This window comes from Neobacillus cucumis (genome assembly GCF_002860255.1).
In the GTDB taxonomy this organism is placed as follows: domain Bacteria; phylum Bacillota; class Bacilli; order Bacillales; family Cytobacillaceae; genus Neobacillus; species Neobacillus cucumis_A.
This window is the reverse complement of sequence record NZ_PGVE01000069.1, coordinates 1-26,399: the sequence shown is the minus strand read 5'-3', so window position 1 is coordinate 26,399 and position 26,399 is coordinate 1. Positions and strand designations below refer to the sequence as shown.

Annotated in this window: 26 protein-coding genes and 1 other RNA gene; 8 read left to right on the top strand and 19 right to left on the bottom strand. The window is 39.1% G+C overall.

Annotation, left to right across the window (positions count from 1 at the left end; genetic code table 11):
- Positions 1-99 precede the first annotated feature (99 nt).
- Together citZ and CVD27_RS18625 are read right to left on the bottom strand one after the other, a co-directional pair.
- Positions 100-1,218 carry a citrate synthase gene (citZ, locus tag CVD27_RS18630; RefSeq protein WP_101649407.1) on the bottom strand — a complete coding sequence of 373 codons (1,119 nt, stop codon included), beginning with the start codon at positions 1,216-1,218 and terminating at the stop codon, positions 100-102.
- A 437-nt stretch (positions 1,219-1,655) separates the two neighbouring features.
- Complete coding sequence (locus tag CVD27_RS18625; protein WP_101649406.1) at positions 1,656-2,117, bottom strand: DUF441 domain-containing protein; 462 nt, start codon at positions 2,115-2,117, stop codon at positions 1,656-1,658.
- A gap of 211 nt (positions 2,118-2,328) precedes the next feature.
- On the opposite strand from CVD27_RS18625, the gene ytvI reads away from it, so the two are divergent.
- Positions 2,329-3,444 carry a sporulation integral membrane protein YtvI gene (gene ytvI / locus CVD27_RS18620; protein WP_101649405.1) on the top strand — a complete coding sequence of 372 codons (1,116 nt, stop codon included), beginning with the start codon at positions 2,329-2,331 and terminating at the stop codon, positions 3,442-3,444.
- Positions 3,445-3,466: 22 nt separating this feature from the next.
- Here ytvI and CVD27_RS28270 read toward each other — a convergent pair whose 3' ends face one another.
- The 8 genes from CVD27_RS28270 to dnaE form a co-directional block, all read right to left on the bottom strand.
- Positions 3,467-3,610: a hypothetical protein gene (locus CVD27_RS28270; protein WP_180960351.1), complete on the bottom strand. Its 144-nt coding sequence runs from the start codon at positions 3,608-3,610 to the stop codon at positions 3,467-3,469.
- 81 nt (positions 3,611-3,691) lie between these two features.
- Positions 3,692-5,455, bottom strand: a complete 1,764-nt coding sequence (gene pyk / locus CVD27_RS18615; RefSeq protein ID WP_101649404.1) for a pyruvate kinase — start codon at positions 5,453-5,455, stop codon at positions 3,692-3,694.
- 42 nt (positions 5,456-5,497) lie between these two features.
- The gene (gene pfkA, locus CVD27_RS18610) at positions 5,498-6,457 is read right to left on the bottom strand and encodes a 6-phosphofructokinase (RefSeq protein ID WP_101649403.1); all 960 of its coding nucleotides are present in this window, start codon (positions 6,455-6,457) and stop codon (positions 5,498-5,500) included.
- 303 nt (positions 6,458-6,760) lie between these two features.
- Positions 6,761-7,738 carry an acetyl-CoA carboxylase carboxyl transferase subunit alpha gene (gene accA / locus CVD27_RS18605; protein ID WP_101649402.1) on the bottom strand — a complete coding sequence of 326 codons (978 nt, stop codon included), beginning with the start codon at positions 7,736-7,738 and terminating at the stop codon, positions 6,761-6,763.
- Positions 7,732-8,610: an acetyl-CoA carboxylase, carboxyltransferase subunit beta gene (gene accD, locus CVD27_RS18600; protein ID WP_101649401.1), complete on the bottom strand. Its 879-nt coding sequence runs from the start codon at positions 8,608-8,610 to the stop codon at positions 7,732-7,734. Before accD ends, accA begins: the two co-directional genes overlap by 7 nt.
- 199 nt (positions 8,611-8,809) lie before the next feature.
- Positions 8,810-9,436, bottom strand: coding sequence for a FadR/GntR family transcriptional regulator (locus CVD27_RS18595; protein WP_257984427.1), 627 nt, complete (start codon positions 9,434-9,436; stop codon positions 8,810-8,812).
- 8 nt (positions 9,437-9,444) lie between these two features.
- Positions 9,445-10,683, bottom strand: a complete 1,239-nt coding sequence (locus tag CVD27_RS18590; protein ID WP_101649400.1) for an NAD(P)-dependent malic enzyme — start codon at positions 10,681-10,683, stop codon at positions 9,445-9,447.
- Between the two features lie 123 nt (positions 10,684-10,806).
- Positions 10,807-14,169 carry a DNA polymerase III subunit alpha gene (gene dnaE / locus CVD27_RS18585; protein ID WP_101649399.1) on the bottom strand — a complete coding sequence of 1,121 codons (3,363 nt, stop codon included), beginning with the start codon at positions 14,167-14,169 and terminating at the stop codon, positions 10,807-10,809.
- Positions 14,170-14,357: 188 nt separating this feature from the next.
- On the opposite strand from dnaE, the gene CVD27_RS18580 reads away from it, so the two are divergent.
- The gene (locus tag CVD27_RS18580) at positions 14,358-14,696 is read left to right on the top strand and encodes a YtrH family sporulation protein (protein WP_098532796.1); all 339 of its coding nucleotides are present in this window, start codon (positions 14,358-14,360) and stop codon (positions 14,694-14,696) included.
- Complete coding sequence (gene ytrI, locus CVD27_RS18575; RefSeq protein WP_101649398.1) at positions 14,693-15,193, top strand: sporulation membrane protein YtrI; 501 nt, start codon at positions 14,693-14,695, stop codon at positions 15,191-15,193. Before CVD27_RS18580 ends, ytrI begins: the two co-directional genes overlap by 4 nt.
- A 164-nt stretch (positions 15,194-15,357) precedes the next feature.
- Here the strand turns inward: ytrI and CVD27_RS18570 are convergent, their stop codons facing one another.
- A complete protein-coding gene (locus CVD27_RS18570) occupies positions 15,358-16,302 on the bottom strand; it encodes a DHH family phosphoesterase (RefSeq protein ID WP_101649397.1) in 945 nt (314 codons plus the stop codon).
- A gap of 91 nt (positions 16,303-16,393) precedes the next feature.
- Between CVD27_RS18570 and CVD27_RS18565 the strand changes: the two genes are divergently transcribed.
- A complete protein-coding gene (locus CVD27_RS18565; RefSeq protein ID WP_101649396.1) occupies positions 16,394-16,705 on the top strand; it encodes a YtpI family protein in 312 nt (103 codons plus the stop codon).
- A 42-nt stretch (positions 16,706-16,747) separates the two neighbouring features.
- Here CVD27_RS18565 and CVD27_RS18560 read toward each other — a convergent pair whose 3' ends face one another.
- From CVD27_RS18560 to CVD27_RS18550, 3 genes are all read right to left on the bottom strand, one after another.
- Positions 16,748-18,067, bottom strand: coding sequence for a CBS domain-containing protein (locus tag CVD27_RS18560; protein ID WP_101649395.1), 1,320 nt, complete (start codon positions 18,065-18,067; stop codon positions 16,748-16,750).
- A 187-nt stretch (positions 18,068-18,254) separates the two neighbouring features.
- Positions 18,255-18,491: a hypothetical protein gene (locus CVD27_RS18555; RefSeq protein ID WP_101649394.1), complete on the bottom strand. Its 237-nt coding sequence runs from the start codon at positions 18,489-18,491 to the stop codon at positions 18,255-18,257.
- An 83-nt stretch (positions 18,492-18,574) separates the two neighbouring features.
- Positions 18,575-19,255 carry a metal-dependent hydrolase gene (locus CVD27_RS18550; RefSeq protein WP_101649393.1) on the bottom strand — a complete coding sequence of 227 codons (681 nt, stop codon included), beginning with the start codon at positions 19,253-19,255 and terminating at the stop codon, positions 18,575-18,577.
- A gap of 185 nt (positions 19,256-19,440) precedes the next feature.
- On the opposite strand from CVD27_RS18550, the gene CVD27_RS18545 reads away from it, so the two are divergent.
- Together CVD27_RS18545 and ssrS are read left to right on the top strand one after the other, a co-directional pair.
- Complete coding sequence (locus tag CVD27_RS18545) at positions 19,441-20,538, top strand: M24 family metallopeptidase (protein WP_101649392.1); 1,098 nt, start codon at positions 19,441-19,443, stop codon at positions 20,536-20,538.
- A 54-nt stretch (positions 20,539-20,592) separates the two neighbouring features.
- A non-coding RNA gene (gene ssrS, locus CVD27_RS18540) (6S RNA) lies at positions 20,593-20,788 on the top strand.
- A 73-nt stretch (positions 20,789-20,861) separates the two neighbouring features.
- On the opposite strand, the gene ald is transcribed toward ssrS, so the two are convergent.
- Both ald and CVD27_RS28265 read right to left on the bottom strand, forming a co-directional pair.
- Positions 20,862-21,983, bottom strand: a complete 1,122-nt coding sequence (gene ald, locus CVD27_RS18535) for an alanine dehydrogenase (protein WP_101649391.1) — start codon at positions 21,981-21,983, stop codon at positions 20,862-20,864.
- A gap of 226 nt (positions 21,984-22,209) precedes the next feature.
- Positions 22,210-22,368 carry a hypothetical protein gene (locus CVD27_RS28265; RefSeq protein WP_180960350.1) on the bottom strand — a complete coding sequence of 53 codons (159 nt, stop codon included), beginning with the start codon at positions 22,366-22,368 and terminating at the stop codon, positions 22,210-22,212.
- A 104-nt stretch (positions 22,369-22,472) separates the two neighbouring features.
- Here CVD27_RS28265 and CVD27_RS18530 point away from each other — a divergent pair, with 104 nt between their 5' ends.
- On the top strand, positions 22,473-22,925 hold the full coding sequence (locus CVD27_RS18530) for a universal stress protein (protein ID WP_101649390.1): 453 nt from the start codon (positions 22,473-22,475) through the stop codon (positions 22,923-22,925).
- 155 nt (positions 22,926-23,080) lie between these two features.
- Positions 23,081-23,395 (top strand): ABC transporter C-terminal domain-containing protein, encoded by a 315-nt coding sequence (locus CVD27_RS18525; RefSeq protein ID WP_101649389.1) that lies wholly within the window; start codon positions 23,081-23,083, stop codon positions 23,393-23,395.
- A gap of 102 nt (positions 23,396-23,497) precedes the next feature.
- On the opposite strand, the gene CVD27_RS18520 is transcribed toward CVD27_RS18525, so the two are convergent.
- The 3 genes from CVD27_RS18520 to CVD27_RS18510 all read right to left on the bottom strand — a co-directional run bounded on the left by CVD27_RS18520 (position 23,498) and on the right by CVD27_RS18510 (position 26,172).
- Positions 23,498-24,010, bottom strand: a complete 513-nt coding sequence (locus CVD27_RS18520; protein WP_101649388.1) for a MogA/MoaB family molybdenum cofactor biosynthesis protein — start codon at positions 24,008-24,010, stop codon at positions 23,498-23,500.
- 2 nt (positions 24,011-24,012) lie between these two features.
- Positions 24,013-24,849, bottom strand: coding sequence for an EcsC family protein (locus CVD27_RS18515; RefSeq protein ID WP_101649387.1), 837 nt, complete (start codon positions 24,847-24,849; stop codon positions 24,013-24,015).
- 135 nt (positions 24,850-24,984) lie between these two features.
- A complete protein-coding gene (locus tag CVD27_RS18510; RefSeq protein ID WP_101649386.1) occupies positions 24,985-26,172 on the bottom strand; it encodes an acetate kinase in 1,188 nt (395 codons plus the stop codon).
- Positions 26,173-26,399: the final 227 nt, after the last annotated feature.

Here is a 26,399-nt window from a genome sequence, read left to right as displayed (position 1 = left end):
GTGATCTATCAAAAGACTGAATCAAAGGTTAGAGAGTTTATCCTCTAACCTTTATTAATTCAATACTATTGAATCAATTTTTTGAAAAAAAGTAAAATATTAACCTCTTTGCTCAATCGGCACATATTTTTGCATGCCTGGGCCGGTATATTCCGCACGTGGACGGATTAATCGATTATTTTCATATTGTTCTAGGATATGTGCTAACCAGCCTGATACACGGCTCACAGCAAAGATTGGTGTCATTAAATCATGGTCAATTCCTAGGCTATGATAAACAGAAGCTGAATAAAAATCAACATTTGGCGGTAATTTCTTTTCACCTGTTACAATCGCTTCGATTTGAACAGACAAGTCAAACCAATGCGGCTGGCCAGTCAGCTCTGTTAACTTCTTAGACATTTCTCTAAGATGCTTGGCACGAGGATCTCCTTTACGATATACCCTGTGACCAAAGCCCATAATTTTTTCTTTGTTAGCGAGTTTGCCGCGAACATAAGGCTCTACGTTTTCAAGTGTGCCTATTTCAGATAACATCTTCATTACCGCTTCGTTTGCACCGCCATGTAGAGGTCCTTTTAAAGCGCCAATTGCAGATGTGATACCTGAATAAACATCAGATAATGTCGCTACGCACACACGAGCTGTAAAGGTTGAAGCATTAAGTTCATGGTCAGCATGTAATACAAGCGCCTTGTTCATTGCTTCTACTGCAATTGGTTCAGGCTCTTTACCACTTAACATATATAAGAAGTTGGCTGCAAAGCTTAAATCCTGTCTAGGTGCAACTGGTTCAAGACCCTTTCTGATACGGGCAAACGTAGTTACAATGGCAGGCATTTTCGCTTGCAGGCGGACTGCTTTTCGATAGTTTGCTTCGTCATCCATTAAATCTGCTTCATCGTCATACAAACCTAATAATGAAACAGCTGAACGGAGGGCTGCCATTGGATGTACTTCCTTAATTGGATACATCTTAAAATGTTGAATAACCTCAGGTGGCAATGCTGTATTTTGGGCTAGCTGTGTTTTTAATTCTGCTAACTCTTCTGCATTCGGTAATCTTCTGTGCCACAATAAATAAATCACTTCTTCAAAACTAGCATTTACTGCTAAGTCATCAATGTCATAGCCAACATATGTTAGTGTGTCATCAATAATTGAGCTTATGGACGATGTTGTTGCCACTACCCCTTCAAGACCGCGTGTTACTGTCATAGCAAAATCTCTCCTCACATTCTAAATTTCCCCATCTTTCTTTTAAAACCTATCTGCTGACTGAAAGGAATTGTCAGCTCATTAATACACTTATGCCCCTGAAGACATTTATATCTTTCAAATGGACAATAAATACTTATACCAACTGAAAGGTGTGAACAGTTTCAGTTGAATTAAGAGTGTGATATATGTTTTTTGACTTAGTCAAGTGACTCCAAATTTTTATCACTTACAATTAACTGAGCGATTGCTCGGAATCAATCCAAGTAAGTGTCTTTCTTAAAAACATTTAAAAAAATATTTTTTACAAGTATACAGCATTAATATATATTTTATGTAATTAAGGATACGCTTACAAGCCTATTATAAACAATTATCAGATTTTTGTGAATGAAAAGACACCGAAAAAAACAAAAAAATATTATTTTACAAAAAATCTAGCTAAAAAAACCGATAATTTTCATTGCTGTATATGCTATACCCGCACCAATCAGAGGCCCTACAGCTACCCCTTTAAATAGTGAAACAGACAAAATGGTTCCAAGTACTAAAGCGGTAGTGATTTGCGGGTCATCTGCCAGAAGCTTGACTCCTCCCTTGGCAAGTAAAGCCACAAGAATCCCTGAGATCAATGCAATCCATGCATAAGGTGATTTAAATGAAGCTGTTAAATCTTTAAAGCCAATTTCCCCACTTGCAATGGGTGCCAGTACTGCAATGGTTATCAGAGTTACTCCCCAGTTAATTCCCTTTGACTGAATGTATGAAAATGTTTTTGCCTCCAGCCCGACAATCTTCAATAAAATCAAGACACCTATTGCAATCATTAAAGAGCTATTTTTTGCAATAAATCCTATAACCAGTAATAGAATCAGAAATAGTAATGACTCGCTAAGCATAGTTTCACCAATCCTTTCCAAATTATCGTACCATAGTATTTATTTCCAACGAAAAATTGTTATCTTCATTTTTTCTTTTCAATTGTCTAGTGAAACTTTTTTTCTAGAAGTTCGTAATATTTTTAAAGAATAAATTCATTTGGAAAATTATGCAGTCTTAATCATAAAATGTTAAACTGAAGTTACTATTTTTACTAAAGGAGGGCTGTTTTTGGAGCTTAAATATATATACCGGACCATACGATTCTTACTCGTAGTGGGCGGTGTGTTTTTGGCACTGTATCTGTTTTATTTTTTGTCAAAAGTTACCTATCCTTTTTTAATAGGTTTAATTATTGCATTTCTCATTAACCCCTTCGTCGATTTCCTTGAGAAAAGGGTAAAGATGCCGCGCGTATTAGCAGTACTTATAGCCTTAATCGTGATGTTTGCGTTTTGTGCCGGTATAATTACTCTTTTAGTTGCAGAAATTGTCTCTGGCGCTGCCTATTTAGCTACAGTGGTCCCAGAACATCTTGATACACTGATCAATTATCTCGAGGATTATTTTACTGCTCAGATAATTCCCTTATACAATCAATTAACGAGTGTTTTTAATAAGCTGGAGGCCGGTCAGCAGGACACCATTATCGGTAATATTCAAAATGTTGGGGCAAAGATCGGATCAACAGTGGGGACTTTTATAAAAAATCTTTTCGGTAATATACCAAATATCCTGTCATGGTTTCCGAACGCCGCAACAGTTTTGATCTTCTCATTATTGGCAACCTTCTTTATCAGCAAGGATTGGTACCACTTGTCTGCCATGGGAGGAAGACTATTACCTCAAAAAGCAAAAACCAGTGGTAAAACTGTATTTGCTGACTTAAAAAAAGCGTTATTCGGCTTTATCAAAGCGCAGCTCACCCTTATATCCATTACAACGGTAATCATTCTTATCGGCTTGCTGATTCTTAGAGTAGATTATGCAATTACGATTGCATTAGCAACGGGGATTGTTGATATTATTCCTTACTTAGGAACCGGTGCGGTCTTCGTGCCATGGATTATCTATGCCTCAATTAGCGGTGATATGGGCCTTGCCATTGGACTAGGCGTTCTTTATATTGTTGTACTCGTTCAGCGTCAAATTATGGAGCCAAAAATCCTGTCATCAAGTATCGGCCTGGATCCTTTAGCAACCCTTATTGCTTTATTTGTAGGTTTTAAATTAATTGGCTTTTTAGGCTTAATTGTTGGTCCAGTTACCCTTGTGATAATAAGCACACTAAAACGAGCCAATGTGTTTCAGGATGTTTGGGCGTTTATCAAAGGCCGCGAAGTATAGGAAGCAAACTCACTTAAACCCATCAAAAAACGTCAGCCCCTAACGGATGCTGACGTTTTTTACTTATTTGTTCTGTTAAATTTGGCTGTTGATTTCCGCTCCCGGCACTTGCTTTCCGCGGGCGTGCCGGGAAGCCTCCTCGGCCCCGTTCTCCCGCAGGAGTCAAGTGCCTTCCGCTCCAATCAACAATGTCCTTAAACAGAGCCTACTTATTTAAAATCAAAGCTCACATACACAAGGCTTATCATTAAAGTACACTTGCGTGACCGTTGTAAACAATCCCTCTTGCAGCATCAACAGTAATTTCTTGGCCATCTCTAAATAACTCAATTGCACGTTCTACACCAACAATTACTGGGATACCTAAGTTTAGACCAACTACTGCAGCATGACTAGTTAATCCGCCCTCTTCAGCAATGATTGCAGCACACTTCTCGATCGCAGGCATCATATCACGATCTGTTCCAAGCGCAACAAGAATAGAACCTGCTTTTACTTTTTCCAATGCTTCCTTTGCATCATGAGCAACGACAACCTTACCAAATGCAGAGCGGCGTCCGATCCCCTGTGCCTTAGCAAGAATATCTCCAACAACATGAATCTTCATTAAGTTAGTTGTGCCAGCTTCACCAACAGGTACACCTGCAGTAATAACAACTAAATCACCATGTTTAACGATACCGCTCTCCAAGCTTGATTCTACTGCTGTATCAAGCATTTCATCAGTGGTCGTTGAGGTTCTGCCAAGCTGTGGATAAACTCCCCAAACCAACTGCAAACGACGAACTGTTGTCTCATTAGCTGTTACAGCAACAATGGCAGCCTTTGGACGGTATTTAGAAATCATTCTAGCCGTATGACCGCTTTCCGTAGGTGTAATAATGGACTTCACCTCAAGATTTAAAGCGGTATGTGCGACAGATTGACCGATCGCATCGGTTAGATTATGATCAGTATTTTTGCTGCGGTTAGATAAGATTTCTTTATGATCTAAAGCCTGTTCTGCTCTAGAAGCAATATTATGCATCGTCTGTACAGCCTCAACAGGGTATTGACCAGCTGCTGTTTCACCAGAAAGCATGATGGCATCTGTACCGTCAAAAATGGCATTCGCTACGTCACTTGCTTCCGCACGAGTTGGTCTTGGGTTGCGCTGCATAGAATCAAGCATTTGAGTCGCTGTAATAACAGGCTTCCCGAGTGCATTACATTTCTTAATTAACATTTTTTGTACAAGTGGTACTTCTTCAGCAGGAATTTCGACGCCCAGATCTCCGCGGGCAACCATCAAACCATCTGAGATTTCAAGAATCTCATCGATGTTATCTACACCCTCTTGATTTTCGATTTTTGGAATGATTTGAATGTGTGCTGCGTTATTTGCTTCTAAAAGTTGACGAATTTCTAATACATCTTTCGCACGGCGGACAAATGATGCAGCGATGAAATCAATACCTTGCTCAATTCCAAAAAGAATATCTTGGGTATCCTTTTCTGTAATCCCTGGCAGATTAACCGATACTCCAGGAACGTTTACCCCTTTTTTATTCTTTAATGTACCGCTGTTTAAAATTTTTGTATGAATTTCTTTGTCTGATTGATTAATCTCAGTCACTTCAAGACCAATTAATCCATCATCCAAAAGGATTTTAGAACCGACATGAACATCCTCAATTAGTCCTGGGTATGTAACAGAAAATTTCTCAGTCGTTCCTTCAACTTCTGTCATGGATACGATGATATTATTGCCTGCAATAAGCTCAATTGCGCCGTTTTGCATGTTATTTGTACGAATTTCAGGCCCCTTAGTATCAAGCAGGATCGCTACAGTCTTTCCTGTTTGCTTAGCAGCTTCCCTGATATTTATAATTCTTGCCCCATGTTCTTCAAAATCTCCATGGGAAAAATTTAATCGGGAAACATTCATTCCCGCATTTATTAACTGTGTTAATTTTTCAACCGATTCACTTGCAGGACCAATCGTACAAACGATTTTTGTTTTACGTAGCATGCTATATTTCCTCCTATTTTAGAAAAAGACAACTTCTGATTCCTATATTGATAATTCCTTTGATAATTTGAATAGATCCAGATCCAATGTATGTTTTTTATCTAATGCTTCAATAATATCATAGTCAACAAGCTTATTATTTTCGATGCCTACTGCACGTCCGCCTCTTCCTTCAATCAAGAGTTCAACTGCGCGTGCTCCAAGTCTGCTGGCAAGCACTCTATCTGCAACGGTAGGTGAACCTCCGCGCTGGATATGCCCCAATACCGATACTCTAGTATCAAATTCAGTAGATTCTTTAAGCTGGCGGGCAAATTCATAGCCACTGCATACACCTTCAGCCACGACAATAATACTGTGCTTTTTACCACGCTCATGACCGCTGCGCAGCCTATCCGCTACTTCTTTCATATCATAGTTTTCTTCAGGTATTAGAATGGTTTCAGCTCCACCTGCAAGTCCAGCCCATAAAGCTATGTCACCGGCATCACGTCCCATAACTTCAATGACAAATGTTCTCTCATGCGATGTAGCTGTATCACGAATTTTATCAATCGCGTCAATAACTGTATTAAGAGCTGTATCAAAACCAATCGTCAACTCTGTTCCAGGAATATCATTATCAATCGTTCCAGGTACACCTACACAAGGATACCCTTGCTCTGTTAAGGCTTTTGCGCCGCGGTAAGAACCGTCACCACCGATTACAACAAGTCCCTCAATACCGTGGGCACGCAGCTGCTCTATTCCTTTTTTTTGTACCTCTCTATTTGCAAATTCAGGTAGACGGGCAGACTGAAGCATAGTCCCTCCACGGTGAATAATATCACCCACAGAACCAAGCTCAAGTTTTTTAATATTCCCATTAACTAATCCTAGATACCCCCCGTAAATACCATAAACCTCTACATTATGAAAAATGGCTTTACGCACTACAGCACGAATGGCTGGGTTCATTCCTGGAGAGTCTCCACCGCTGGTAAGTACTCCTATTTTTTTCATTCTTCTCACCTCAATGATCGATTATGAAACGTATGTACACTTCGTTAGTAAATAAATTAATTAAGCCTACACTTCATAGTACTTTATTATTATTAACATAAAACCTTCGAATATTTATAAAATAACACGAAGAAAACGCGTTAACAACCGATTCATATTAGTAATTATAATAGACGGAATAATTAGTAAACTGGCAGCGCTTCATTTTTGATTGTAACCGCTATCTTTAACTATTTTAGGAAATTTCGGTGAAAAATTTGTGAATTCACCAAAAAAAATCGTGCCCAAAAATGAGCACAATTTTTAATTCACACTGATAAAATCCTTCGAAACAGTGTACTCACCAATCGTTCTAAAACGGTTATAGCGGTCAGCGATTAATTCTTCTTCCGAAAGTTTTAATAAGTCTGTTAGTGAAGACTTAAGGATCGTTTCAATTGCCTCAGCTTGCTTTTTAACATCCTTTTGAGCTCCGCCTTTTATTTCAGGGATGATATCATCAATAATCCCAAGTTCTTTCAAATCAGGAGCGGTAATTCTCATTGTTTCTGCTGCATTTTTAGCTTGTGACGCATCCTTCCATAGAATAGCTGCCGCTCCTTCTGGTGAAATAACAGAGTAAGTCGAATTTTCTAGCATATAAATCCGGTTGCCGACACCTAGCGCTAGAGCACCACCACTTCCGCCCTCGCCAATTACAATACAAATAACCGGAACACGAAGACCTGCCATTTCAAATAAATTTCTAGCAATTGCTTCACTTTGACCTCGTTCTTCGGCAGCTTTCCCCGGATATGCACCCTTTGTGTCAATAAAACAAATAATAGGACGATTGAATTTATCTGCCTGCTTCATTAAACGTAATGCCTTTCGGTAACCTTCAGGATGCGGCATTCCAAAATTTCTGCGTATGTTTTCTTTTGTATCTTTCCCGCGCTGGTGACCAATAACTGTTACAGGCAGCCCTTTAAATTTGGCCACACCGCCAACAATAGCCTCGTCATCCGCAAAGGTCCGGTCGCCGTGGCATTCAAAGAAACCATCAAATAGATAAGAAATATAATCTAGTGTGGTCGGTCTGTTGGCAAGACGGGCAATTTGAACCCTGTCCCATGGCCTGATATTTTCATATATGTCCTTTTCAAGCTTTTCAAGCCGGGCTTCTAACTTTTTTATTTCTGTACTTAAATCAACATCTGTTGTTTTAGTGAACTCTTTTAATTCAGTAATTTTCTTTCTTAACTCCACTATTGGCCGTTCGAATTCTAATTCTCCTACCATTCGAGTTCACCTCCTGGTTGATGAATTTCCAATATGTTTGTAATTTGTTCGACTAAGTCTAAACGTGGAATGATCGCATCAAGCTGACCATGCTTTAATAGAAACTCTGCCGTCTGGAAATCCTCAGGCAATTCCTCACGAATAGATTGTTCAATAACCCTTCTCCCTGCAAAGGCAATTAGTGCCCCCGGTTCAGCAAAGTTATAATCTCCCAATGAAGCAAAGCTTGCAGAGACCCCGCCTGTTGTCGGGTGAGTCATAATGGATATGATTAAGCCGCCATTGTTACTAAATCTTTTTAAGGCTACGCTTGTCTTGGCCATTTGCATTAAACTCAAAGCGCCCTCTTGCATTCTTGCCCCGCCTGACGCTGTAAAAATAATAAATGGAAGTGACAGTTCGTCCGCTTTTTCAACTGCTCTGGTTATTTTTTCACCAACCACTGACCCCATACTTCCCATTCGGAAAGAAGCATCCATTATTGCCAAAACAATCTTATGACCGTTTATGGATCCCGTACCTGTAACAACCGCTTCGTTTAGGTTGCTTTTTAGCCGGTCTTTTTCAAGCTTCTCTAAGTAGTCTGGAAAATTAAGAGGATTCATTGATATCATTTCCTCGTTTAATTCAACAAAACTTCCTTCATCAATAAAACTATCTATGCGCTCTTTAGCAGTCATTTGAAAATGGAAACCGCAATGCAGACATACCTTTGCATTTTTAACTAATTCTTTTGTATACATAATTTTCTTACATGAAGGACACTTAGACATAATTCCTTCTGGAACATCATGCTTTGCTGTTTCATTAGGAATTGTTGCATATTTTTTCTTTTTTGGTTGATTTTTTGTAAAAAGATCTTTAAGCGCCAAATTAAAACCTCCCTTGGGTAACGCGACCTGCCAATGGCAAGATTCTCCAATTATTGCTATGATAGAAGTCTTTCTATCCTGCCTTCACTTCATACCTATTAGAATTCCAATGTGGTCAGACCACTTTTTGTTCAAAAAACAGCCATCCTAACAGTGCTTGTATAACTTTCACTATAAAATAAAAAAAGTTTAAAATCTGTTAGTTTTTGTCGGTAGAGTTTGACAAATTTCGAAGTTTCCTATATGCAGATAGTGTTTTTTCAAGATTCTTTTCGGCCAAAGCTTTTAACAACACGAGATATGGATCCCGCTTATATGTTATATGATTTTCTTCCAGTGAATTGTAATACTCTTTTAAAATAGACCATAATCGTAAAAACAAGTGGTTATCAGACAATTCCATGATCTTCTGAAAAAATTGATCATCTGTGAAATGTTCATTTGCTTCAAGCCAATCCAAGATCTTGTTTATTTCATGGTGATCAGCCTTTTGGATAGCAAGCCGCAAGCAATCCATTTCAATATAGTTTTTTGTTTCAAATACATCACGTTTAGCTTTTTGATCTTGCAAAATAAACGTGCTTAGAAGTTGGACAAGCTGATGGCCTCGAAAATCTCTAATAAAGGTCCCTTCGCCTCTTCTTGTCTCAATTAATCCAAGTAATTCCAGTGCTCTTAAAGCTTCGCGAACGGAAGAGCGCCCGAAATTCAGGCGCTCCGATAATTCACGTTCAGATGGGATTTTGTCACCCGTCTTAAGACCGTCAATGGCAATCATTTCTCTTAATTGCTTCACAATCTCTAAATAAACTTTGGTATTAGACACCTACGTAATCACTCACTTCTACCAATGATTGCGAGCCTCTCAGTTCTTTCCTTTACTTCTTCTGGATCTACTTTAAGACGAGCTACACCTGTCTCCATTGCCGCCTTAGCGACAGCAGCAGCAACATTTGGTGCTACTCTTGGATCAAATGGGGCTGGGATGACATAGTCTGCATCTAGTTCATCCTCACTTATTAAGGCTGCTATTGCCTCTACTGCCGCCACTTTCATTTTTTCATTGATATGTGTCGCACGCACATCAAGTGCTCCGCGGAAAATTCCTGGAAATGCAAGAACATTATTTACTTGATTTGGAAAATCAGATCTTCCTGTTCCTACAACTTTTGCTCCTGCCGCTTTGGCATCTTCCGGCATAATTTCCGGGTCAGGATTTGCCATTGCAAAAATGATTGAATCAGGGTTCATTGAGGCAACCATATCCTTTGTTAGGGCTCCTGCTACAGATACCCCGATAAAGACATCGGCACCTTTTATTACATCGGCGAGACTTCCTTTAAGGTTATCTCGGTTTGTATATTTGGCTACTTCTGCTTTGACTGTGTTCATCCCATGAGGCCGTCCTTCATAAATCGCACCTTTAGTATCACACATAATGATGTCTCTCACTCCGTAGCTGTGTAACAACTTGATAATGGCAATTCCCGCAGCACCTGCTCCACTAGCAACTACCTTTATTTCAGTCATTTTCTTTCCAATAATTTTAAGGGCATTGACAAGTCCTGCTACAGTTACTATAGCTGTACCATGCTGGTCATCATGAAAGATCGGAATATTGGCTTCCCTTTTTAATCTTTCCTCAATTACGAAGCAATTAGGAGCGGCAATATCTTCAAGATTTACTCCGCCAAAAGTCGGTTCCAACAATTTTACCGTTTCAACGATTTTATCAACATCTGTGGTGTTTAAACAGATAGGAAAGGCATCCACACCTGCAAAGCTTTTGAACAGAACAGCTTTTCCTTCCATAACGGGCAGAGCCGCTTCTGGTCCGATATTCCCAAGCCCTAAAACAGCTGTTCCATCAGAAACCACAGCAACCATATTACCTTTCATGGTGTAATCATATACAGTTTCAGGCTTTTCATAGATATCTTTACATGGCTCCGCCACTCCAGGTGAATAGGCTAAACTTAAATCATGTGCATTTCTAACTGGAACCTTTGATTTTGACTCTAATTTCCCCTTATGAATTCGATGCATATGTAATGCTTCTTCACGTAAAGTCAAGAAATGTCACCCCTAAAAAATTATATAAAATATAATAATACCCCATTAACTACTAGCCACTATAGTGGTCAGACCACACTTGTCTCTTTATCACTATAACATATCTAAAAAAGTTGTAAAGAATTAATCCTTTAGAACGACATTTTTTGGACCAAGGATGCCTCTTAATTCCTGAAGGACGTGCGGTTCCGGTTTCACCTTGTATTCCTCACCTAATCTGATTGTTTTTCTGCTCTCTTCATAATGAAGAACAACATGGGCGTTCCCTTTATTCTCTTTTAATAGCTGATTTATTTTTTTTAGAGAGGTATCATCCTGAAGTCCTGAGGAAACTTTTAAATATAAGACAGGCTGTTTTTCAGCATTGTTTTGTAGCCACTGTTCTAAATCAAACACCTGTTGGATGATAAATTGCCGCTGATTCTCTCTTTCTTCAATCTTTCCTTCGAGGAGAACAAAGCTTCCTTGTTTTAATAATAACTGAAACTTTTTAAAAACATTTGGAAAAGCGACAGCTTCCATTTCACCGCTCGAATCACTTACCGTTAAGAAGGACATATTGTCGCCTTTTTTTGTACGGATTGTTTTCATTAAAGAAATATAAACTCCTGAGAAAACCCTTTTCATATCGGTACCTAATTGATACAACAACAAAGCTCCGCCAGCTTTAAGCCTTTTTTCATAAATAGAGATTGGGTGGTCAGATAGGTAAAAACCAAGGGCTTCCTTCTCAAAGGATAATTTATTTTCTAAACTAATTGGATCGACAGGAACGTATTTAGGCTTTGGTATCATATCATCGTCAAATAAGGCAAATTGGTCCGTGTCATCCGATTTAAAAATCTGAGCATGTTCAATGGCAACGTCCAAACTGGCTAAAAGAACTGAACGGTCTTCTCCAAATTCATCAAAAGCCCCGGAATGTACTAAAAACTCAAGAGTTTTTCGGTTAACTGCTTTAGAGGAAACTCTAATACAGAAATCAAATAAATCATCGAATTTCTTCCGCTTTCTGGCTTGGAATATTTCCTTCAAGGCTGCAGCCCCAACATTTTTAATAGCTGCAAGACTATAGCGGATGCCGTTTCTTTCAACCTGGAAGGAATATTTGCTTTGATTAATCGATGGAGGAAGGACCAAGATCTCCTTTTGTCTTGATTCCATGATATATTGTGCAATTTTCGTGTCGTTTCCAATGGCAGAAGTAAGCAGTCCAGCCATAAAATGAGCAGGGAAATTTGCTTTTAAAAAGGCTAGCTGATAGGCAATCATACTATAGGCAACCGCATGACTACGGTTAAATCCATAGTTGGCAAAACGAACAATTAAATCATAGATTTCGTTCGCCAGTTCTTCGGAATAGCCTTTTTTTAATGCACCTTGAACAAAATGATGCCTTTCTTTGTCCAAAATTTCTTTTTGTTTTTTCCCAACTGCTCGTCGTAACAGGTCGGCCTCACCAAGTGAGAACCCGGCCATCTTGGAAGCAATTTGCATAATTTGCTCTTGGTACACAATAACCCCATATGTATTCTCTAAGATAGGTTCTAAATCAGCGTGTGGATAATCTACCTCAGTCCTGCCGTGTTTTCTGTCGATATAAAGTGGAATATTCTCCATCGGTCCCGGGCGATACAAGGCATTTACTGCCACAATATCCTCAAAGCGTGATGGCTTTAATCGAGTAAGTACCTTCCTCATCCCTTCTGATTCAAGCTGAAATATACCAGTGGTTTCACCTCTTGCTAATAAATCAAAAGTATTGGGATCTTGCAGCGGTACCTGTTTGATGTCTATCTTCTTGCCCGTATCTCGATAGATAGAAGATAAAATGGTTTCAATCAGAGAAAGATTTCTGAGGCCGAGAAAGTCCATTTTTAATAACCCAATCTCCTCAAGGTATTCCATTGAATATTGAGTTAAATAAACATGTCCAGATCCACGTTGAATTGGGATCAATTCAACTAGCTGCTTTTCACTAAGGACTACACCTGCAGCATGTGTGGATGTATGCCGCGGCAGCCCTTCAAGCTTTAACGCTGTCTCAAAAAGCCTTTTATTTAACGGGGTATCCTTCACAAACTTTCTTAAGGGTTCAGACTCTCTATAGGCCGCCTCCAGGTTGATTCCTAAACGCGAAGGAACTAGTCTTGATAAGTGCTCCAATTCCTTTGTATTTAAGCCAAACGTTCTACCTACATCTCTTAACGCAGCTTTCGCTGCTAGTGTTCCAAATGTCACTATTTGAGCAACGTGCATATCCCCATACTTTCTAGTAACGTAGTTTATCACTTCGTCACGCCGGTGATCAGGGAAGTCGATATCAATATCCGGCATCGATATTCGTTCAGGATTTAAAAATCGCTCAAATAAAAGATTATGCTCAATTGGATCTACGTCTGTAATATACAACACATAAGCAACAAGCGACCCTGCTGCCGACCCCCGTCCTGGGCCCGTTAGGATGCCATGTTCGCGTGCATATCTCATAAAATCCCAAACAATTAGAAAATAGTTACTAAACTTCATCCGCTTAATTACACCAAGCTCAAATTCCAAACGGTCTAAATATTCCTCTCTTGGTTGTGAAAATCGTTCATACAATCCCTTTTCACACAACTTTTCGAGAAATAACTCAGCGGACATTCCATTATCGGTCGGGTATGTTGGTAAATACGTTTTATTAAGTTCTATATTTACTGTACAACGGGCAGCAATCCGCAAGGAATTCTCTAAGATTTCTGGAAGTTCCGAGAAACACTCAACCATTTCTTCGGCACTCTTCAAATAAAATTGGTCACTTTCTAGTTTTTCTCTATGTTCATCTTGTAATTTCTCACCATTTTTTATCGCCAATAAACATTCGTGTGCAAAAGTATCTTCTTTTTCTAAATATTGGACTCTGTTCGTGGCTACAAGGGGAATATTTTCATCCTTAGCTATCTCAAGAAACCATTTGTTGATCCTAATTTCATCTTCTAGCTGATGATGTTGAACAGATAAGAAAAAACTTCCATTTCCAAAGATGTTGTCCAGCCGGCGAATTAGCCTTCTCGCATATTCTTCGTTACCGGTTAGGAGGGATTGCTCAATTTCACCCTCTAAACCCGGAGTAATGGCAATAAGCCCCTGTGAATAAGATTTTAGCCATTTGAACGGCAGTCCATTAATAGATTTTGTCTGAATCGCACTAGATATTTTTAATAGATTTTTAAATCCATCTTCCGTCTCGGCCAGTAAAACTAGCGGGTAGGATGCATTTGCTGTGAGTTCACTCTCAACGTCAACAGTTAACCCGATAATGGGTTTTAGATTATTTTTCTTACATAGTTTATAGAATTCAATGGTGCCGTACATGACATTTCGGTCGGTTAAAGCAAGGGCTTTAAAACCCTTTCTTTTGGCATTTTCAATTAATTCCGGTACAGATGCTGTACTTGTTAACAAACTATAGGCACTATACACCTGAAGGTGAATAAAGGACATAATGTCACACCGTTCCTTAAAAATATTTCATTAGTTTAATTATAGAGCTTAAAGCGAAAAAAAGAAAATATGTTCTTATTTTTGAATGAGGAGAGCTCCTTTTTATCCTATTTTGATTTCCCTAGCTCATATTACGAGCCCTTTGTCCATATAAATGAATATAACAATTTGTAAGGGCGGTTTGCTGCATGAAAGAAATCGGTTTTTTTCCAGCTTTTATCGAAGGCTACTTTATCGCATTAGGAGTCGTTCTTGGCGGTTCCTTAATTGGGGGAATTGCTTCATTCTTAACCGGGCAGCCACCACTTACGACAGTCTACCGATTGTCCTCGGCACTAAGGATATGGGCAATTGTTTCTGCGATTGGGGGAACATTTGATGCAGTTTATACGTTTGAAAGAGGCTTATTTAATGCGGATACAAAAGATCTTTTTAAACAACTATTACTTATCCTTTCTGCCTTAGGCGGTGCCCAAACAGGAGCACTCATCATTAACTGGTTAACCCAGGAGCATATATCATCATGAGAGTTCCGCAATTATACCGAAAACCCGGCTGGCAGCGATTTTTTGCAGGAACCGCAGTCGGAGGAGCAATTAGCTGGTGTATTTTTCTATATATTTACGGTGTTTGGCAGGAAGAAAATACAGAATTAATCCGGAAACAGCATCAGGAAATTATAGACTTAAATAATGAAAAAAAAATTTGGCAAGAGGAGTATAAGGAAATCAATCGCCGAAATATTGAACAGCTTACAGTACAGAAGATTAACATAAAAATCACAAACGCCGAAAAATATAAACTAGACTCGTTAAGTGTACTTGAGACAGAAGATTCCGTACGGGATGACATCAGTATGATGCTCGCAAAAGATATTGAGACGGTTTATAAAAGTAAGGACTTAATCAAAAAGATCATTGAGAACAAGCAAGTAAAAATTAATGATAAAAGATATAAATTAAAGGTAAAAGAAATGGTTATCTACACGAATCTTACTATACAACTTCAGATTGATTTTGAATAATAAAAGCGGAAGCGCCTTGCACAGGGGCGACAAGCATAAGACAGGCCGGCGGGAAGGTTGGTCTTTAACCTTCTCGACGGAATGGCTTAGACCAAAGAGCCCCTAGGCGCTGCAGCTAGCCATAGATAAAACGGCCCTAAACGGGCCGTTCTTCTTGTTTAGTTCTATTTTGTGTAGGCTTCGCAAACTTTCCCTAATTCATTTACAACTTCGTCCACTTCGTCCCACGAATAGATTGTGGCGCCCGAAGCAAGCGGATGTCCTCCGCCATTAAATTTCCTGGCTACAACATTGATAACAGGCCCTTTTGAACGCAGTCTTACACGAATTTGCTTGTCTTCCTCGATGAAAAATACCCAGGCTTTTATGCCCTTTACGTCACCTAGTGTACCAACAAGCAGGGATGCTTCGGCAGGTCTAGCATGATACTCATTTAATAAATCTTTCGTAATCATAACAGAAGCCACACCGTTTGGCTGTAATTCAAAGTTTTGCAGGATATAACCTTGTAATTTAATAATATTAGGATCTAATTCATACATTTTATCAAACAGTTCCGTACGCGAAAAATTGTAATGAATTAATTCCCCTGCATAGGTAAATGTCTTTTCCGTTGAACTTGGGAACAGGAATCTTCCGGTATCCCCTACAATACCAGCAAACAATAGTCTTGCCGCTTCGTCGTTCATTTTTAAACCCTTATCTTTACCCTTTAAGTAAAAATCATAGATCATCTCACTGCAGGAACTAGCGTTTGTATCAACCCACAATAAGTCTCCATACGGCTCTGTATTGGGATGGTGGTCAATTTTAATTAATTTATCGCCTAACGTATAGCGGCGGTCATCGATTCTTTCCTGATTTGCTGTATCACAAACAATGACTAATGCACCCTTATAAACCTCGTCCTCAATTACATCGAGGCTGCGAAGAAAATTTAGCGTTGGTTCTTCTTGACCCACTGCATAGATTTTTTTCTCTGGGAAGGATTCCTTTAATAATGCGGTTAAGCCGCCTTGTGAACCGTATGCATCCGGATCAGGGCGTACATGACGATGAACAATGATCGTGTTATATTGTTCAATCGCTGTTAAAATTTTCTCAATCATGAACACTACTCCTTATGAACCAATAATGGCTTTTTTTTTCAATCCACGGTAAAATAGATAGAAGATTTCTAGAACCTTGGAGGATCGAATCATGTTTGTACTCGTTGTATTGATTGTCGTATTTTTTGCTTTCTATTTATTTTATAAAACAAAATACTTTAGAAGCAACCGTCAAGTAGAAAAGAAATGGCTTACAGCCAAATCAAATATTGCTCTCGGCCTATTTGTCTGCTTATTTGGCATTAATCATCTTTTCTTTATTTCCGAGACTCTCACATCATACATTATTGCAGCGATTTTTATCATCTATGGTGCTTTCTTTAGCTGGACTGGCTATAAAAAATATAAGCACTACCTTCCATTTGCGATTGAAGAGGCAAATAGTATCGAAGCCCAAAAATAAGTTGAGCCGCTTCTTTAAGAAGCGGCCTTCTTGTAAATAGAATCAATGTCTATCAATTAACTGACACATCATCATGGCTTTGCCAACTAACACACCATCATTAAAAACCTCAACATCTACTTTCCCAAACTTCCGGCCAACTTCAAGTATTTTTGGAAAGATCTCTAATGTACTCTCCATCTGAACTGGTTTTAAAAAGTAAATGGTCATATTTTCTACAACCAAATCACCTTTTTTATACCCTCGCAATACCCGATTGGCTGCATCAGAGACAATCGTGGTGAAAACGCCGTAAGAGATCGTTCCAAGATGATTAGTCATTTGTGGTGTTACCTCACAGGAGTATACTTCTTCCCCTTTAGCTTTACCTTGCATTAAGACCATTTGGTTGGTAATAATATCGTCTATTGTTTCCCCGACCTGGGGCTGGCGCTGATTCATTTGCAGTGCCTTTAATACATCTTGACGACTAATTATTCCCTCAAGACGGTTCGATTCATCGGTAACAGGCAGGACTTCAATCCCTTCCCAAACCATTGTATGGGCGGTTGAAGCTACACTTGTTTTACCATTAACCGTCATTGGACTTTTTGTCATGATTTTATCAATAGAAGCATTAAAATCTTGGCCTAAAATATCTTTACTTGTAACCATTCCCTGTATCCTCATGTTTTGGTCGACAACAGGATAGCGGCTGTGAGTGGTCTTTTGATTTAACTCATGCCACTTGGACACGTTATCTGATGTAGTGAGATAATAGGTATCAGCTATTGGTGTTAAAATATCTTCCACTAAAATAATTTCTTTCTTGATTAATTGGTCGTAGATCGCACGGTTAATCATGGTTGCTACTGTGAAGGTATCATAACTTGTTGAAATCACGGGTAATTCTAGCTTATCAGCCAGCTTTTTAACATGATCTTCCGAATCAAATCCGCCCGTTATTAACACAGCAGCGCCTGCTTTTAAAGCAAGTTCATGTGCTTGTGTCCGGTTTCCTACAATAAGCAGGTTACCAGCCTCCGTGTAACGCATCATGGCTTCTAATTTCATTGCACCGATTACGAACTTATTTAGTGTTTTATGCAAGCCAGTTCTTCCGCCTAACACTTGGCCGTCAACAATATTTACGACTTCTGCAAATGTCAGCTTCTCAATGTTTTCCTTCTTTTTCCGCTCAATACGAATTGTTCCAACCCGTTCAATCGTGCTGACATATCCTTTATTTTCAGCTTCTTTAATCGCTCTATAGGCCGTTCCTTCACTTACGGTCATCGCCTTGGCGATTTGCCGCACTGATATTTTTTCCCCGATCGGAAGTCCATCAATGTATTGCAAAATTTGTTCATGCTTAGTAGCCAAGACCTTCACCCTTTATTGTTTGAATTCCAAATCATCCAGTCTTTAACCGGAATTATGTCTATTTTCCATTATAAAGTGTTAAAAGCCTTGATTCAATGCGGTTTCTCACAATTTATAATGCAATGAGCGCCTTTTTAAGGCGCTCATTGTCTAGGAAACCATATATCCCCTATTCTATAATTGAAATTTAATAGTAAGAACGAGACTTTTTCTTTAAGTGTCCTGACTGGTTTTTTCTTATAGGTTTCTTCGGACTATATAGCAGGCCTGTCAAATTCCCGGCAATCACCATTAAAGCAAAAGCCAGCCATGTTATTGAAAAGATACCATGAGACCCATCTAGGTTAATAGATAACCTTGGTACAGCAAAATAAAGCATAAAACCCGCAAGCAACAAGCATAGTAAATATCTGTTCTTTTTCATCGTATATTTCCTCCCTATAAAAAACTGCTTGTTTCATTTTTATGCTAGAGAGAGGAAAAAAAGTATGTGAAAACATAAGAACTTTAAATTTCTAATGCTTCTCCAGGTGTGAGTACCCTGCCATTTTTGTTCGGAAGCAGTTCAATAAATTGATATGGATCTTGTTTAATCGGCGGGAAGGTATTGTAATGGATTGGAACAACGGTTTTAGCCTTTAACAACGTTGCAGCATAGGCAGCATCCTCCGCTCCCATCGTATAGTTATCACCAATCGGCAGGAAGGCAAGATCAATGGGGTGACGCTCACCAATTAATTTCATATCTGAAAAAAGTGCTGTATCACCGGCATGGTAAATGGTTTTCCCTTCACTCATAAACAAGATTCCAGCAGGCATCCCACAATAAATAATTTGGTTATCATTTGTGGTATAGCTTGAACCGTGAAAAGCCTGGGTAAGCTTGACTCTTCCAAATTCAAATTGATAAGAACCGCCTATATGCATACCATGGGTTTTCACCCCCTGCCAGCTTAAAAAAGTAGACAGCTCATCCGTGGCTACCACTAGTGCATTATTTCTTTTGGCCAACTCCACGGTATCCCCGACATGGTCATTGTGTCCGTGTGATAATAGAATTACATCTGCCGTCACATCTTCTGCCTTTAAGTCTGTTAACGAATTGCCTGTAATAAATGGGTCAATAATGATTTTTTTCCCTTGAGTTTGAATTTGAACGACTGAATGCCCATGATAAGAAACTTTCATTCTTGCCAACTCCTTTTATTTAATATACTCATTTATGTACTTCCATAGAAATTTAGGAAATCCTTCTATCTTTATACCCATATCTCCTAGTTTTTAGCGCAACATAAGTTATGATAGTTTACATTTAGCATTAATCTTGTTACGCTCAAATGGGTTTTGATTTTCAATAAGGGGGTCCCCTATATATGAGTCAACGATTAAACAAACTTCAAACATGGATGAAGGAAAATGAGATTGAGGTTAGCTTTCTGACTTCCTCAGAAAATGTCTTTTATTTGAGCGGCTATTTTACGGACCCGCATGAAAGACTACTGGCACTTGTTGTCTTCCAGGATGAGGAGCCATTCTTGGTTTGCCCATCCATGGAGGTTCACGATGCCAAACGTTCTGGCTGGGACCATGAAATTATCGGGTACAGTGATATCGATCATCCATGGGAAATGATATTGGCTTCTATTAATAAAAGGATAAACGGTGTTAATAAGGCAGCAATTGAAAAGGAACACATGAATGTTGAACGTTATGAACAATTATCACAGTTGTTTCCTAAGGCCTCTTTTGTTTCCGCTGAAGAAAAATTACGACTGCTTCGCATGATTAAAGATGCGAAAGAAATAAAGATCATTGAAGAAGCTTGTGCACTTGCTGATTACGCCGTCGAGTTCGGAACAAGTGAAATAAAAGAAGGCAAAACAGAACTTGAAGTACTAAATGCATTGGAGTACGCTCTTAAACAAAAAGGTGTAACCGAAATGTCGTTTTCAACGATGGTTCTAACTGGGGCTAACGCAGCTTCTCCTCACGGAAACCCGGGAGAAACAAAAATTAAAAAAGGAGATCTTGTCTTGTTCGATTTAGGGGTTGTTGTTGACCGTTATTGTTCGGATATTACAAGAACCGTTGCTTATGGTGATATTAACGATAAGCAAAAAGAAATTTATGATACGGTCTTAAAGGCCCAACTCGCTGCGATTGAGGCAAGTAAACCAGGGACTAGCGCTGCAGAAGTGGATCTTACAGCCCGACGAATCATATCCGATGCGGGTTACGGCGAATTTTTTCCACATCGCTTAGGCCATGGCCTTGGAATTAGTGTCCATGAGTACCCTTCCCTAACAGAAACGAATCAATTAATCATTGAAGAAGGAATGGTTTACACAATCGAGCCTGGCATCTATGTTCCAGGGGTTGCTGGGGTCCGAATTGAGGATGATGTTTTTATAACATCAGATGGTGCAAAAATAATAACTAAGTTCCCAAAAGAGCTGCAAATTATTAAATAATAATTTGGGTTTTTTTTACATTGAACTTCGAATGAATTTGATGTATTATACTATTACAAGCTGCGTTGTACGTAATCATAATAAAGTTTTAACCTTTAAGCTGTAAAAGGGAGTTTAACTATCGAAGCCGAAATGACATGCCTCTGTCTATAAGACATGGAGGACACGCAGGAACGCTTCTGAGAACACCCACTTTGAGGAGTGGTGGTTTAAAACTTTCTTATCACACTACGGCAAATGCGGCTACATAATTGTTTTAAAAAACCAGTTTCTCGTGAAGCTGGTTTTTCTATTAAAAAAGAAGAGGCAACAGCCTCTTCTTTTTATTCTTTCCCGAACAATGTTTTGGCATCTGAGCACCCCAAACCGTGTGCTTCAGCAACAGCCTGATACGTTACATACCCCCCAAATGTATTAATTCCTTTTAACAATGCCTCGTTATCCAGGCAGGCTTGTTTATATCCTTTATTAGCTATTTGAAGTGCGTAAGGTACCGTTACATTTGTTAAGGCGAAAGTTGATGTTCTTGGGACTGCACCAGGCATATTGGCAACCGCATAATGAACAACACCATGCTTAATATAAGTTGGATGATCATGAGTGGTAATCCGATCGGTTGTCTCGAATATTCCACCTTGGTCGATTGCAATATCGACCACCACGCTCCCCGGTGTCATGGTTTGAATCATCTCTTCTGTCACAAGCTTTGGTGCCTTTGCTCCTGGAATGAGAACGGCACCAATCACTAAATCCGATTCTTTCACGGCTTCAGCAATATTGTAGGGATTGGATATAAGGGTTGTTACATCCGATCCAAAAATATCATCTAATTGGCGGAGCCGGTCCGGATTCACATCAATTATCGTTACTTTTGCCCCTAAACCAATCGCCATTTTAGCGGCATTTGTACCGGCCACACCACCGCCGATTATAGTAACTTTTCCTCTTTGTACCCCCGGAACACCCGAAAGAAGAATCCCCTTCCCCCCGTTAACCTTTTCCAAAAACTGCGCACCAATTTGCGGAGCCATTCTTCCTGCCACTTCACTCATTGGCGTGAGCAAAGGAAGGCTTTTGTTGCCCAGTTGAACAGTTTCATAAGCAATACCAACTACTTTATGATCAATTAATGCTTTGGTTAATTCCGGTTCAGGTGCAAGATGTAAATATGTAAATAAAATTAACCCTTCACGGAAATATTTGTACTCACTTGGGAGCGGTTCCTTTACCTTCATAACCATGTCCATAGACCATGCCTCACTGGCAGTTTCTACGATTGTCGCCCCATTAGAACGGTACTCTTCATCTAAAAACCCGGAGCCAAGTCCTGCCCCTTTTTCAATAAAGACCTCATGTCCATATTTCCCCAGGTTTACAACCCCAGCTGGTGTCATTGCTACACGGTTTTCATTATTCTTAATCTCTTTAGGTACCCCAATCCGCACGGTGTTTACCTCCAAATAATCGAGTTATTATACTATATCCTTCTTTAAGGAAAAGGTAACCAATTTATATAAAATGGGAATATTCGTTTTTTTAAAAATGGTCTGACCTTTGATCAATAATAAAAGCTTTACCAGATTGATAAAGCTCATTAGTATTATTAGTTAGAATTAGATAGACAAAAAAGCCGTCTATTATTAGACAGCTTTTCCCTAATGATAACTCTACTTACTCCTCAACAGCTGCAAAGTCACTACTGTCTGCTAGTGCCGTACCTTCTCCTATAAAACCGCTATTATAAGAATTCAAAATTTGCTGACTTACTTCCATCGTTCCTTTTTCATCAAATTCAAACGTATACTTGTTCTTTGATTCTTTACTTATCATACATTCATGCCCCCTTTTGGATATGTTACTTCATTATTGTTCGAAAAATTGAAACAATTATTCATTGTTAAATATTGTATAATCAGGGTGAGGAGATGATAATCATGGGACTTAAATATCAAAATATTTTAGTCGCTATTGATGGGTCAAAGGAAGCAGATTGGGCTTTCCAAAAAGGGATCGAAATTGCCAAACGAAATGGTGCACGCATGTTATTAGTTCACGTGATAGATACTAGGTCATTTGCCTTAATTGACGTATATGACTCCGTGATAGGTGACCGTGCTGAAAAACTGGCAAAGGACATGCTTGAAAAGTATCAACAACAAGCAATGGAAGCAGGATTAACAGACGTTCAATATGAAATTGAGTTTGGTTCTCCTAAAATACGTATCCCTAGAGATATAGCCAAAAAGCATAATGTTGATTTAATCCTCTGCGGGGCTACCGGTATGAATATGGTAGAAAGATTCTTTATAGGAAGCGTTTCTGAACATATAACACGGTACGCACCATGTGATGTTCTCGTTGTCCGAACAATAAAAGATGCAGAATAACTTCTTCATAAATGAAAGCACGGAGCTAATTGCCCCGTGCTTTTGCATAAAATTTTCATATATTATCGTGAATCATCTTGTCATCTATTGTACAATTAATGGTGCCTGACACCATTACTACTATTAACAAATTTAAAATATTGGAGGTCGACGATATGATTGATCATTTTTCTTTTGATGAACGTCTGGGGATCCCTGTACCTGATTTAGCGGTCGAATGGGATGAATACAACAAGGTAACACAGCAGTATATTTTGTTTCATTGGGAAAAAATTCGTGGATCGATTCCCGACCGAATTGCTGAACTTGAGCAGGAAATTAACCATAAACAAGCAAAACTTTCGGATGAAAGTGATTTTCCACGTTCTTGTAAATTAAATACAGAAATAGCAGACCTCGCTTCCATTATTAATGATTTATGGCTTTGGTATCGTGCAGACCAAACCATTTCAACAAAGGTCCATCAATAAAACTAAAACTCCCATATTGACCAGGGAGTTTTTCTTTTATACGTCCAGCTCCAGCGCCTAGGGGTTTGGGGTCAAAAGCCCCAAGACTCTTACGCTTTTGTTTTATAAATCTTTTTTTAATTCCCGTACGACATGCCCAATCTCAGGCAGAATTAATTTACTCACGGCTAATCTGACCGCACCAGTGGAGCCTGGTGTTGAAAATACCGCTTTATCTTTGACAACCCCTGCAATAGCCCTTGATAGAATCGCAGCAGAACCGATATCCTCCAGGTAACTTAGCATTCTAAACAATTCCCCAAAGCCGACTATTTCTTTTTCTAGCAGCCCTTTAACAGTTTCAATCGTGACATCCCGTTTGGCAATCCCCGTACCGCCATTTGTCAAAATGACATCAATATCCTCTCTCTCACAGCCTTTTAAAATTTCTTCCTGGATTGGAACCGATTCATCCTTAACAATACAATAATCCACGATTAAATGTCCTGCACCTTCAAGCAGATCTCTCATTAGTCTGCCACTTTTGTCTGTCTCCTCATTTCTAGTATCACTAACAGTTATGATTTTACATCTTACCGCTTTCGGAGCTTCCTTTTTATGTTCTTCCGTACTCATCTTTATGACTCCTCTTTTTCTTTTAGGTAGCGTAGTTGATAGTATTTATGAGCAAAATCCGTTACTTTACGGGTCAATTGATAATTCACCCCTGCCCCAATGGCCATGCTGACAAGAGGGATACCTTGAATAGCCCGCTTTCTGAACAACATAATCACCATGGCTTTGAAAAGCTGTTGAACCGGCTGCTCTAACCAGGTAATATCGGTAATTTTCTCGTTCCCCTCGTAGAAGTATAACTCTTCATGCTCTTCTAATTCTGCCATCAAAGAAGCCCAGCCCTCTTTTTGGATTCTAGGCGGCAATGTAGCGGTATGAAACACCTTAAGAGACGTCATCATTTCAAACGGGGTATTCACCTCAAAACCATAGGTCATCGCAATCAATTGAACCACCCGTAAATTTATAACTGCCATCGCTGGAATATCTGCTCCTAATAGAAGCGTACCTCCCGTTCCAGAGAGCCCACCTTGGGCAAAGGAATAGAGACGGTGCTTGGCGATTTGCTGCTCTGCTATGTATTGTAATTGGTCAATATCCAATTGGCGCAGGTCTACGATTTCCTCTATATCTTTTCGAAAAATTCTTCCTGATGTAAGAATTCTTTCCTTCGCATCCATTTGAAGCTGTGACCCTTGTATAATACTGTGTAAATGAAATAACCAACCGTCGATCAAGAAAAAAAATTGCCTCTGAACCTTTTCCGGCAATAAGGAAAAAGAACGTTCCAAATACTTTTCATATAGCAACTGAAAATCATTGGCTTCATAGTTTAATAAGTTTTTTTCCCATGAGCGTATTTCATTCAGCACAACTGTTTCACGGTCTGTCAATGGCAACGTAACCCCTCCTGCTCATTGTTTCTTTTTCCAGTATATCACAAACGAAACAGGACTGAAAAAAGGCAAAAGCCGTAAACAACAGCTTTTGCCTTTTTCTTAATAATTAAGTTTCAGAAAAAACCCGAATGAACATTAATGAGTTAAACGAACAACGTCACGTGCAATCATAACCTCTTCATTTGTAGGTATGATGATTACTTTTACTGGTGAATGAGGATAGTTGATAAATGCTTCCTCTCCTCTTACCTTGTTTAAAGCAGGATCCCAATATACGCCCATAAATTCTAATCCTTTTAAAATCCGTTCCCTAATCGGGTCACTATTTTCACCAATACCGGCAGTGAAAATAATCGCATCAACGCCATACATACGGGCAGCATAAGAACCGATATATTTATGAATACGATTAGCAAACACATCCAGTGCAAGCTCTGCACGCTCATTTCCTTTGTTAGCTTCACCAATAATATCCCGAAGATCACTTGAAAAACCAGAAACAGCTAACATACCACTCTTTTTATTTAACACATCAAGCACTTCTTCAGCTGTTTGATTGGTTTTCTCCATGATATAAGGAATAAGCGCCGGGTCAATATTCCCTGAACGGGTACCCATTGTTACCCCTGCAAGCGGTGTGAATCCCATAGATGTATCAATGGACTTGCCGCCTTCAATTGCAGCGATACTTGCACCATTTCCTAGGTGACATGAGAGTAACCGAAGCTGTTCAATCGGGCGCCCTAGTAGTTCAGCCGCACGCTGTGACACATATTTATGGCTTGTGCCATGGAAACCATATTTACGGATTCCATATTTTTTATAATATTCGTATGGCAAGCTATATAAGAAAGAGCTCTCAGGCATTGTTTGATGGAATGCTGTATCAAACACAGCAACTGCCGGTACATTAGGAAGAACTTGTTTGAATGCTTTTATACCAGTTGCATTTGCCGGATTATGCAATGGAGCTAATTCAGATAATTCTTCAATTTTCGCTAAAACTTCCTCAGTAATTAAAGCTGAATCGCTAAACGCCTCTCCACCGTGCACGACGCGGTGACCAATTCCTTCAATTTCATTAAGATACTTGATAATACCTAATGAGGTCAATTTATCCAAAAGCATCTTTACTGCTACATCATGATCGGGAATATCGGTGACTTCTTCAATTTTTTCTCCATTCACCGTAATATTGAAAATAGAATCATTTAGACCAATTCTTTCAATTAATCCTTTCGTAATTACTTCTTCGCTAGGCATTTCAAACAACTGAAACTTCAGTGAAGAACTGCCTGCATTAATTGCAATAACTTTTGCCATTATTAGAACGCTCCTTTTATATAACAACATCGATTTGCCATAAATAATGTTTTAGTACACCCTTATTTTGTGCAAACCAAACCTGTTTATTTCCCTCAATTTTTCATTTAATCACTGTCGTTAGGACATTTCAAGGAATAAATCAGATGGCAACGATTACATTACAAATGTTCATATATTCACAAATTTCTTAATTTGGCGAAAACAAATAAAGGATAAAACAGGAG

Coding starts and splice junctions, on each gene's coding strand:
- CVD27_RS18525 (WP_101649389.1), top strand. CDS start 23,081: ATGATTGATCATTTTTCTTTTGATGAACGTCTGGGGATCCCTGTACCT.
- CVD27_RS28265 (WP_180960350.1), bottom strand. CDS start 22,368: ATGATAAGTAAAGAATCAAAGAACAAGTATACGTTTGAATTTGATGAA.
- CVD27_RS18550 (WP_101649393.1), bottom strand. CDS start 19,255: ATGAAAGTTTCTTATCATGGGCATTCAGTCGTTCAAATTCAAACTCAA.
- CVD27_RS18520 (WP_101649388.1), bottom strand. CDS start 24,010: ATGAGTACGGAAGAACATAAAAAGGAAGCTCCGAAAGCGGTAAGATGT.
- ytrI (WP_101649398.1), top strand. CDS start 14,693: ATGAGAGTTCCGCAATTATACCGAAAACCCGGCTGGCAGCGATTTTTT.
- CVD27_RS18545 (WP_101649392.1), top strand. CDS start 19,441: ATGAGTCAACGATTAAACAAACTTCAAACATGGATGAAGGAAAATGAG.
- CVD27_RS18580 (WP_098532796.1), top strand. CDS start 14,358: ATGAAAGAAATCGGTTTTTTTCCAGCTTTTATCGAAGGCTACTTTATC.
- CVD27_RS18625 (WP_101649406.1), bottom strand. CDS start 2,117: ATGCTTAGCGAGTCATTACTATTTCTGATTCTATTACTGGTTATAGGA.
- citZ (WP_101649407.1), bottom strand. CDS start 1,218: ATGACAGTAACACGCGGTCTTGAAGGGGTAGTGGCAACAACATCGTCC.
- accA (WP_101649402.1), bottom strand. CDS start 7,738: ATGGTAGGAGAATTAGAATTCGAACGGCCAATAGTGGAGTTAAGAAAG.
- pyk (WP_101649404.1), bottom strand. CDS start 5,455: ATGCTACGTAAAACAAAAATCGTTTGTACGATTGGTCCTGCAAGTGAA.
- CVD27_RS18570 (WP_101649397.1), bottom strand. CDS start 16,302: ATGATTGAGAAAATTTTAACAGCGATTGAACAATATAACACGATCATT.
- CVD27_RS18555 (WP_101649394.1), bottom strand. CDS start 18,491: ATGAAAAAGAACAGATATTTACTATGCTTGTTGCTTGCGGGTTTTATG.
- CVD27_RS18510 (WP_101649386.1), bottom strand. CDS start 26,172: ATGGCAAAAGTTATTGCAATTAATGCAGGCAGTTCTTCACTGAAGTTT.
- dnaE (WP_101649399.1), bottom strand. CDS start 14,169: ATGTCCTTTATTCACCTTCAGGTGTATAGTGCCTATAGTTTGTTAACA.
- CVD27_RS18530 (WP_101649390.1), top strand. CDS start 22,473: ATGGGACTTAAATATCAAAATATTTTAGTCGCTATTGATGGGTCAAAG.
- CVD27_RS18565 (WP_101649396.1), top strand. CDS start 16,394: ATGTTTGTACTCGTTGTATTGATTGTCGTATTTTTTGCTTTCTATTTA.
- pfkA (WP_101649403.1), bottom strand. CDS start 6,457: ATGAAAAAAATAGGAGTACTTACCAGCGGTGGAGACTCTCCAGGAATG.